The following is an 8509-nucleotide window of genomic DNA, read 5'->3' on the forward strand; positions in this document are numbered from 1 at the left end:
CTCCCGCCGATCGTGTCTTCGGCCAATTGGCGCCCAGCGCGCCTTTCAAATCGGCACGAGGTCCCGCTCGATGACTGACCGCCTCGGTTCCAGGACGGGCGGCAGGACCAGCCTTTCTCCCAAGGACCCCACAGGCTCGTCCACGGCAAAGCCCGGGCCATCCGTGGCGACCTCGTAGAGAATGCCGTTCGGATCCCGCGCATAGAGGCTGCGGAACCAGAACCGATTCACCGGGCCGCTGGACCGGACGCCCAGGCGCTCCGTCCACTGGCCATAGGCCGCATCCGGGATGCGAAAGGCGACATGGTGCACGCCGCCGGCGCCGGGCAGGGCAGGGCAGGGGGCAGGTCCGGGTCGGCGCGCACATGCAGCTCGGCGGCCGGACCGCCTTCGCCCATCTCGTAGACCTGCACCGTCACCCGAGGGGAGTCGGTTGCGACATAGCTCCGGGCAGACTGCATCGCCAGGATCTTGGTGAGGAACCGGTCCGTGGGCTCGAGGTCGCGCACGCTGATGGTGACTGGGCCCAGGCCCTGGATCTGATGCGCCGCCGGCACGGGGCTGCCGGACCAGGGATGGAAGAAGAAAGCACGATCCTCTTCCACCAAGCTCAGGCGCTGACCTTCCGGGTCCTCGAAGTCGAGATGCCATCGGCCGTCCAGCTCGTGGACAGGGCCATGCGGCACGGCCTCGTTTTCGAAGCGCGCGGCCCAATAGTGCATGGCGTTCGCGCCTGATACGCGCAGCGCGGTGCGCACGATGGAGTTGGTGCCCCGATGCTCACGCTCATCCTGCCAGTCGAAAAAGGTCAGGCCGGTGCCAGGGCTTCCCACGCCATCACCGTAGAACAGGTGGTAGACACTGGTGTCGTCCTGATTGACGGTCTTCTTGACCAGCCGCATCCCGAGCACACGCGTGTAGAAATCGTGGTTGCTGCGCGCGTCCGCCGTGATGGCGGTCAGGTGATGAATTCCATGGAGGTGCATGGCGGCTTCTCCTCCTTCTGGCAGTGTTGCGTGAAAGCGTTGCCCAACCCTTCCGGCAAAACAGGCGGCGGCACCTCCTCGCGGAAGGCCGGCCGCCTGCCGGCCTCGGCTTAGCTGGAGGCTACTGGCCTAGCGCCTGGACCAGTTCGGGCCGCCACCACAGCAGCATCCGTGCGGTGAGCCAGGCCACCGCCAGGGACCCGATCATCCAGACGGGTGCCTGGCTGTCCATCGATCGTGGATCCCAGGCGGTGTCGCCTGCCATCCAGGTCTGTCCGGTACGCTCGTAATGCGCCCGCTGACGCGGGGCGACGTCTCGACGCCCGTTCATGCCGAACCTCCTTCGCGAGGGTTCGCGCTGTTTCCGTCACGCCTCGGGCGCGAGCGGGTCACGGAAATCGCGATCGGATCGCTGGCGGGGAAAGTATCGGCCAGAGCGTCGTCGAGCCGGGCATCCATCGCCGCGCGCTCAGCCCAGGCTGAGCCATGGGTCATCATGTGAAGAACCTCCATGCGGGGGAGGGGAGACACCGCGAGTGCGTCCGAACCCCATCAGATCTCTCGTTGGCTGTCCCCGGGCCGATGGCCCGGGGCTAGACACCCGCGAGGAGAGTTCCCGCATGGCGCGGGTGTCGGCAAAGAATTCCGCGCTTCTTCATGTGAAGTTATATATCTAAATCTGAATTTACTTTCAAGTCATTTTGACTGTTTCTGCTAGAGCACAAGTCTGTCATGAAGTTTCTTCATTGGTCCTATGAAGTATACCCTTCGTGAGTTTGCTTCTCGGACATGCAGCAGGAGGCGCGGACGACCCAGCACTGGGCCTGATCTGCCTCACTGGCCCAGGAGTCGGATTGCTTCCGCCGCATCGCCGCCCGGTCGGTCCAGACGCAGCCGGTACCGCCGATGCGGAGCCGGCACGGCACGTCGACGGAGCGCTTCATCCACCGACGTCAGCACGGCGTCGCGGCAGTCGATCTCCTGGGCGAAGCTCGGCACCCAATAGCGGACCATGTAGGCGAGGCCGTCCGGCTCGTGGGCGGTCAGGCGCGCATCGGGTGGCGGATCGGCTAGAACACCAGGAGCCGCCGCAGCGCTCTCGGCCAGCAACTGGCGCGCGTCCTGTGCCGCGAGCGAATGGTCGAGGGTGATGCGGACCTGCTGACGATACTGGGGCCGGGGCGCGCTGTAGTTGGTGACGCGCTGTTGCGCGATGCGGCCGTTGGGCACGGCCACCTGAACCTTGTCGCGCGTCTCGATGCGGGTGGCACGCCAAGTGATCTCGATCACGCGGCCGCTGAGTCCGGCTTCCAGCTCCACCCAGTCGCCGATGCGATAGGTGTGCTCAAGCCCCAGGGCGATGCCGGCAAAGACGTCGCCCATCACGCCACGCAAGGAGAAGCCGAGCACGGCCACGATGACGCCGGACGTCGCGGCGACGCCCAGCGCCGAGCCTTCGAAGACCAGGGCGATGGTCGCAAGGGCGGCGGCCGAAAGGAGATCCTTGAGCAACTTGGGCGAGCGTCCGCGTCCTCGCTGGTTGCGCGAAAGCACGACATCGGCGAGGCGCATGGCGAGCCAGGCCGCGCTAAAGTAGGCGGCGCTGCCCAAAAGGAGCCGGAGAACCTGGCCACTGGGCGGCGCAGCATTCGCGTCCCCGAAAAGAGGCACCAGCATCGGCTGCGCCAGAAGCAGTCCCACGCTTGTCAGCGTGGCGGCCAGTGGCCCTGCGATCCGGCGCAGCTGCTCGTTCATTCTCGTGACCTCGCAAGACGGTCCGTCTCGGCGAAGGGCTTCGGCGAGACGCGCAGCACGGTCAGTTCGCGCTCTTTGCCTTGCAGCGTCGGCCACGAGATGGACCTGCCGGCGGTCATGCCGATCAGGCCGGCCCCCACGAGGGTGAGGACCGAAACACGGCCCGCCTCGATGTCGGCCTCGTGGGGATAAACGAGCTGGACACGGCTGACCGTCCCGGTGCCGCCATCGCGAAATTCGACGTGGGAGTGCATTGCCACCACGTCCGGCGGCATCCGGCCGGGAGGCACGATCCGAGCGCGATCAATCTCGCGCAGAAGATGAGCGGCGACTTCGGGGTTGCGACGCGCAGTCGCAGTGGCAAGGGTGAACAGCCGTTCCTCGTCCGCCGTAGAGAGGGTGATGGGAGGCTGGGTCCGCTTTTTGGCGCGGCGGCCTTCAAGCAGTGTGGTGTCGGTTGTCATGGCCTTTTTCCTTCAGGGCACATCATCAGTTGGGATTGTGAGGGCGCGGGTCCGGGGCTCCGGCATGCCAGCCGCCCTTGTCCGCAAGGCTTTTCTTGCGATCGCGCGGCGTCGAGGAATCTGGCTTCAGGATGCGGCAGGCGGACGCGCGTCTTTGCCGATCGCGCGTCGCCTGCCGGCTTGGGCTCAACCCAAAGAAATCAGCCCACCGCCCAAGCGAACTCGGGCTGCCACCACAGCACCATCCTTGCCGTGACCCAGGCCACGAACAAGACGCCTACGATCAAGGAGCGAGCCTGCTTTTCCGTAGGCCCGGTCTTCCGTGCTTCCGCGCGCTTCGCCGGGTGGGGGCTGCCGAGTCCGTATCGGCGTGCCAGCCCGCTCATGCGCCGCTTCCTTGGCGCTCGCGAAGGCGCCATCGAACCGGGCGCAGGGCGCGGCGGGCTCGAAGCGAATGAAGCGGAGGCGATCCACCAAATCAGGGGTCAACATGGGCAGAACCTTATTCGGGGCGGGGAGGGGCATCGCCGCGAAAGCGTGAGCACCCCATCAAACACTCTCGTCCGCTGTCCCCGAGCCAATGGCTCGGGGCTAGGCTCCCGCGAGGAGAGTTCCCGCATGGCGCGGGTGCCGGCAGTAAATTCCGCGCATCTGCATAATAAAAACAATATAGTAAAATTCCGATTTTATTTCAACTCTGCGAGTGGTGGCGCCGGTACCGTGACGCCGCCTCGAAGCTCCACCGCGAGCGAAGAACTTCCGACATGCGCCGAAGCGGTCACTGGATCACGGTGACATTGTCGCCAGTGATTGTGATCACGCATCGAAAAGCGTCGGCCCGAACATTCGAGCAGTGGGCCTCTGCGGTGTGTCGCCCAGGACTCGCCACACTGGCAGCAGCGCTGGTGGATTGCTGTTCGACGTTCCTTCGGCCTGCTTCGACGCCGTCGATGTAAAGGACGACGGAAGAACTCTTTCCGGGCTGAAGATTTTGCGTATCGACCGTTGCGACCACCAGCGACTAAGTGTCACAGCAGCCATTCGATCGGCAGGCAGGACAGCAGCCAGACCATGGCCCGCCGCAGAGCGGTCGTGCCCGGCTCGGTGCGGTGCTGGACGAGCGTGCCATCGCGTCGTTCGACCCACTCAAGCTCGCCATCGGAGGCAAGCTGAACCTCGTAGGCCTGGGCGGGGAGCCGCTCGGCGAAGCTCGCCTCCAGGGCCTGCGTCAGGGAAGGGCTTTCGATCACGAAGCCCAGCTCGGTGTTCAGATGGATGGAGCGCGGGTCGAAGTTGAAGGACCCGACGAAGAGGCGCTCGCCATCCACGGCGAAGGTCTTGGCGTGCAGAGCCGAGGCAGCGGAGGTTTCTGATCCCCCCAACCCGGAACCGGAGCCGAGCAAAAGTCGCGAACCCTCCGCGACGACGGGATCCCGGCCGATGCCGTGGAGTTCGTAGAGCCGCACGCCGGCGCGCAGCAGCGCCTCGCGCTGGTGGGCATAGCCCGCGTAGACCACGGGCACGTCGGTCGACCGCAGGGCGTTCGTGAGGATGCCCACATCCACGCCGCCGCGGGCCAGCCCCGCAAAGGCGTCGACGCCGGCATCGGTCGGCACGAAATAGCCCGAGACGAGGCGGAGGCTGCGGCGCGGCTCACCGATGGCGCGCCGCAAGGTCGGCCAGAGCAGGTCCTCGCGCGGCGCAAGCCCCAGCGCCTTGGCCGGGTCGTCGCTCACCATCGTCACCGGTGCCCAAGTCCATGGCAGCGTTCCGTCGAAGATCCGCTCGATGATGGGCAGCGACCGGACGGATGCGACATAGGCCTGCGCAGCCGGCGTGCTGCGGGCCAATTCGGCCGCATCCTCGATCTCCGCTACGTCTCGCTCCGGGGCTGCGGGGAGGATCCGTGAGGCGGGATAAGCGGAGGCGCTGTTCCAGTAGCGATCGAAGTCAGCCGAGACATCGCGCACCACGGGGCCGATCGCCAGCGCGTCCAGGTCGACGAAAAGCCCTTCCTCCCGGGCGCCGAAGTACTCGTCGCCGATGTTGCGCCCGCCGACGACAGTGACCTGGTTGTCGGCGGTGAAGCTCTTGTTGTGCATCCGCCGGTTCAGCCGGCGGAAGTCGGCGAGGTAGCCGAGCGCCTTGGGCCAGCGCAGGACGAAAGGGTTGAACAGGCGGACCTCGACCCCGGGGAGGGCGTCCAGCGCGGCGAGCGGCCCGTCCAGGCCGGATGTGCCGTTGTCGTCCAGCAGCAGGCGGACGCGGACGCCGCGGCTGGCGGCGGCCCGGATCTCGTCGAGCAGCAGCGAGCCCGAAAGGTCGCCCTTCCAGATGTAGTATTGGAGATCGAGGCTGCGCGTCGCCGCCCGTGCCAGCAGCACCCGGGCGGCAAAAGCCGCAGGGCCATCGTTCAGCAGATAAACGCCACTCTGGCCTGGCGGCCCTGATGCGGCCAGCCACGCGCCGGGGCTGGTTGGCGTGGCCCCTGGCGCTGAAACAGCGGTCGAGGCTTGGCGAGGCTCCAGAGGCGGTAGAGGGAAAAGCAGGCGAAGGCCCACAGCCGCGACCAGAAGAAGCGCGACCGCCACCCACAGGACCCGAAGCGCTCTTCCAACCACCGCATGCCCCTATGGGCTCACGCCACTGGTCCAAAGGCCGGAAAGGATCGGGGGTTTCGCTTCGGTCACCTGAGGGGCAGCACCAGATCTGGCTGCCACCAGAACAGCAAGTGCGTGGCAAGCCACGCGGCCAACAAGGCCCCGATGATCATGACACGCGCGTGGTTCTCGGTCGGACCCGCACTCTGAGCCGGGTCGTCGGATCCCAAGCCGCTGATGATGCCTCTCCCTTCCACGGCGGCGGAGGCGCTGCCTCGCGGGATCAGCGACCTCCAGGAGATCCGAGGCGCTGGCCGGGGCTGCTCCTTAGACTGGTGGCGACTCAGGGCCGCAACGAGCATCGCGTCAACCGATGCCGCTCGTCGCTCCGTGGAAGCATGGCGCTGCTCTGCCAAATCCTGCTGTGCCATTTCGCGGAGCCTTCATGTCGAGAGCGGAGGCGTCAAGGCGCCGACGAAAGCCGCCGGCGCCGGCCTTGCTCAGCTGTTTGAGCCGGCACTCACCAGCGCGCCGACGGATTCCGCGGTCGCGGCCGACAACGTCCAACCCAGGTGGCCGTGACCCGTGTTGTAGAACACGCGCGGATTCCGGCCACGGGCCACGCGCGGCATCATGTCGGGCATCATCGGCCGCAGCCCGGCCCAGGGTACCGCCGCTCGCGTGCTCATGCCTGGGAAGTGGGCGCGGCACCAGGAGACCAGGGGCGCGATCCGATCCGCCCGGATGTCGCGGTTGTAGCCGTTGAATTCGGCCGTCCCCGCTACGCGGAAGCGGCGCGCTCCCAGGCGGCTGGTCACGATCTTGGCCTTGTCGTCGAGCAGGCTGACCCAAGGCGCGGCTTCCTGGTCCGCAGCGTCCTCAAGCGTGACCGTGATCGAGTAGCCCTTCACCGGATAGATATTGATCCGGTCCCCCAGCGTCCTGCCGATCTGGCGCGACATCACGCCACCGCAAACCACGAGCGCGTCGAAGTCCTGCGTCTCGGGCGGGGGCAGGGCGCCATCGGCACCCGGCTCGGCGGATCGGCTGGTGACCGTCACGCCATGGGTATACGCGGCGGTTGAAAGCACCTCGGTCGAGAAGCGCATCGTCACCCCGTGCCGGACGCAGGCCAGCGCCAGGCCGTGGGTGAATTTGTGGATGTCGCCGGTGAAGTCGCTCGGCGTGTAGAAGCCGCCATGGACCTCACCCTTCAGAGCAGGTTCGATGGAGCGGATCTCCGACGGCGTCACGGCCCGCCGCTCCAGCCCACCCCTGCGCAGCAGCTCGGTGACGCGGGCAGCCGCCTCGAAGTCTTCCTTCGAGTGATAGAAATGCAGGATGCCGCGGTTCTCGGCGTCGAAGTCGATCCCTTCCTCCTCGGCCATGCGGCGCAGATGCGCTCGCGCCTCGAGGGCGAGGCGGGCCGAGGTGACGGTGTTCTCCTCGTAGCGCGGGATCGAAGCGACAAACTCGGCCATCCAGGAAAGCTTGTGCCAGGACGGCTTGGGGCTCATGAGCAGGGGCGCGCCCGGCGTGAACATCCACTTCATGCCCTTCAGCACGGTGGCCCAGCTGTTCCAGACCTCGGCGTTGGACGCCGAGAGCTGGCCGCCATTGGCGAAGGAGGTCTCCATCGCGGCGTAGGGGTGACGGTCGAAGACGGTGACCGAGTGACCGCGGCGGGCGAGGTTGTAGGCGGTGGTGATGCCGGTGATGCCGGCGCCGATCACGGCGACGGTTTGAGGGCGCGAGCGGGGCATGCGCATTCTCCTCCCGCGCCGAAGCGCGGTTCGAATGCCCCCTCTGTCATTGGCCTGAGAGCATCACCTCTGCTCCGTCCTGGGGCAGGGGCTTACACCGTCGGCGGGAGCGGCTGCTCCACTTTTCAGAGTTCCAAATCGGTCGCGGTGCTGAGCCTGAGAGTTTCCGGGGCGGTTGCTCCTTCGGCGCCGCAACGACCTTACAGCCGCCGCGATCTCTCCCGCCCGAGCATTGAAACACGGCCCGATCGAAAATGTCAAACCCGTAATATTCGGGTTGGTCGTGCCCGGCAGTGCCGAGCAGGGGTGGTCCTACATCTGACTGACTGTCCGCAAAGTGGCTTCCGTTGATCAAGCGAGGCGGCGGAGCATGATGCGGCTCATGGCGGTGTGGATCATGGCGATGCCGGTTTCGGGCAGCCGCTCGTGGTCACGGGCGAGGCGGCGGGAGCGCGAAAGCCATGCGAAGGTGCGTTCCACCACCCACCTGCGCGGGATGACCTGGAAGCCTTTGGGCTTGTCCTCCAGGCCGGGACGCCACGCCTGGCGTTGACGGTGAAATGGCACCTCGACACGCCATCCTCTGGCCTGGTCCAGCCACCTGGCGAAAGGGCCAGTGTAAGCTCCGTCCGCCCAGACAAGTTCGAGACGGGGCAACGCGCTAGACGACGTCACCTCGACCATCTGCTGCGCCCCTGCCGTGTCGTGCAGGCTAGCTGCATGGATGTGGGCGAGGAGGATCAGGCCTGAGGCGTCCACCAGCAGGTGCCGTTTGCGCCCGAAGGTCTTCTTGCCTGCGTCGAACCCGCGTTCAGGGCCGCCTGCGCCCGTGGCGCGTGCTGTCTGGGAGTCGATCACTCCTGCCGAGGCTTTGCGGCTTCGCCCCGCCTTCTCGCGGGCGTGCTCGCGCAGCCGATCGTGCAGGCGTTTGAGGGTGCCGT

Annotated in this window: 7 protein-coding genes and 1 riboswitch; all 7 genes read right to left on the bottom strand. The window is 66.6% G+C overall.

Annotated elements, in window-relative coordinates:
* Nucleotides 1-227 precede the first annotated feature (227 nt).
* Nucleotides 228-986 (bottom strand): VOC family protein, encoded by a 759-nt coding sequence (locus OF850_RS19785; RefSeq protein WP_301592058.1) that lies wholly within the window; start codon nucleotides 984-986, stop codon nucleotides 228-230.
* Nucleotides 987-1107: 121 nt separating this feature from the next.
* The gene (locus OF850_RS19790) at nucleotides 1108-1317 is read right to left on the bottom strand and encodes a hypothetical protein (protein ID WP_301592059.1); all 210 of its coding nucleotides are present in this window, start codon (nucleotides 1315-1317) and stop codon (nucleotides 1108-1110) included.
* 503 nt (nucleotides 1318-1820) lie between these two features.
* Nucleotides 1821-2741, bottom strand: a complete 921-nt coding sequence (locus OF850_RS19795) for a mechanosensitive ion channel family protein (protein WP_301592060.1) — start codon at nucleotides 2739-2741, stop codon at nucleotides 1821-1823.
* Nucleotides 2738-3205: a nucleoside diphosphate kinase regulator gene (gene rnk, locus OF850_RS19800; RefSeq protein ID WP_301592061.1), complete on the bottom strand. Its 468-nt coding sequence runs from the start codon at nucleotides 3203-3205 to the stop codon at nucleotides 2738-2740. The genes OF850_RS19795 and rnk overlap by 4 nt, the downstream gene beginning before the upstream one ends.
* Nucleotides 3206-4233: 1028 nt before the next feature.
* Nucleotides 4234-5589, bottom strand: coding sequence for a phospholipase D family protein (locus tag OF850_RS19805; RefSeq protein ID WP_301592062.1), 1356 nt, complete (start codon nucleotides 5587-5589; stop codon nucleotides 4234-4236).
* Nucleotides 5590-6305: 716 nt separating this feature from the next.
* Nucleotides 6306-7568, bottom strand: a complete 1263-nt coding sequence (locus tag OF850_RS19810; RefSeq protein ID WP_301592063.1) for a D-amino acid dehydrogenase — start codon at nucleotides 7566-7568, stop codon at nucleotides 6306-6308.
* Nucleotides 7569-7703: 135 nt separating this feature from the next.
* Nucleotides 7704-7804, bottom strand: a riboswitch (glycine riboswitch).
* 115 nt (nucleotides 7805-7919) lie between these two features.
* On the bottom strand, nucleotides 7920-8509 hold a 590-nt coding region (locus OF850_RS19815), incomplete at its 5' end, for an IS5 family transposase (RefSeq protein ID WP_301592064.1).

The sequence above is a fragment of the Sabulicella glaciei genome, assembly GCF_026183895.1.
Taxonomy (GTDB): Bacteria; Pseudomonadota; Alphaproteobacteria; order Acetobacterales; family Acetobacteraceae; genus Roseococcus; species Roseococcus glaciei.

Excerpts from the sequence above, each read along its gene's own strand:
- OF850_RS19785 (WP_301592058.1), bottom strand. The coding sequence starts at position 986 with ATGCACCTCCATGGAATTCATCACCTGACCGCCATCACGGCGGACGCG.
- OF850_RS19790 (WP_301592059.1), bottom strand. The coding sequence starts at position 1,317 with ATGAACGGGCGTCGAGACGTCGCCCCGCGTCAGCGGGCGCATTACGAG.
- OF850_RS19795 (WP_301592060.1), bottom strand. The coding sequence starts at position 2,741 with ATGAACGAGCAGCTGCGCCGGATCGCAGGGCCACTGGCCGCCACGCTG.
- rnk (WP_301592061.1), bottom strand. The coding sequence starts at position 3,205 with ATGACAACCGACACCACACTGCTTGAAGGCCGCCGCGCCAAAAAGCGG.
- OF850_RS19810 (WP_301592063.1), bottom strand. The coding sequence starts at position 7,568 with ATGCCCCGCTCGCGCCCTCAAACCGTCGCCGTGATCGGCGCCGGCATC.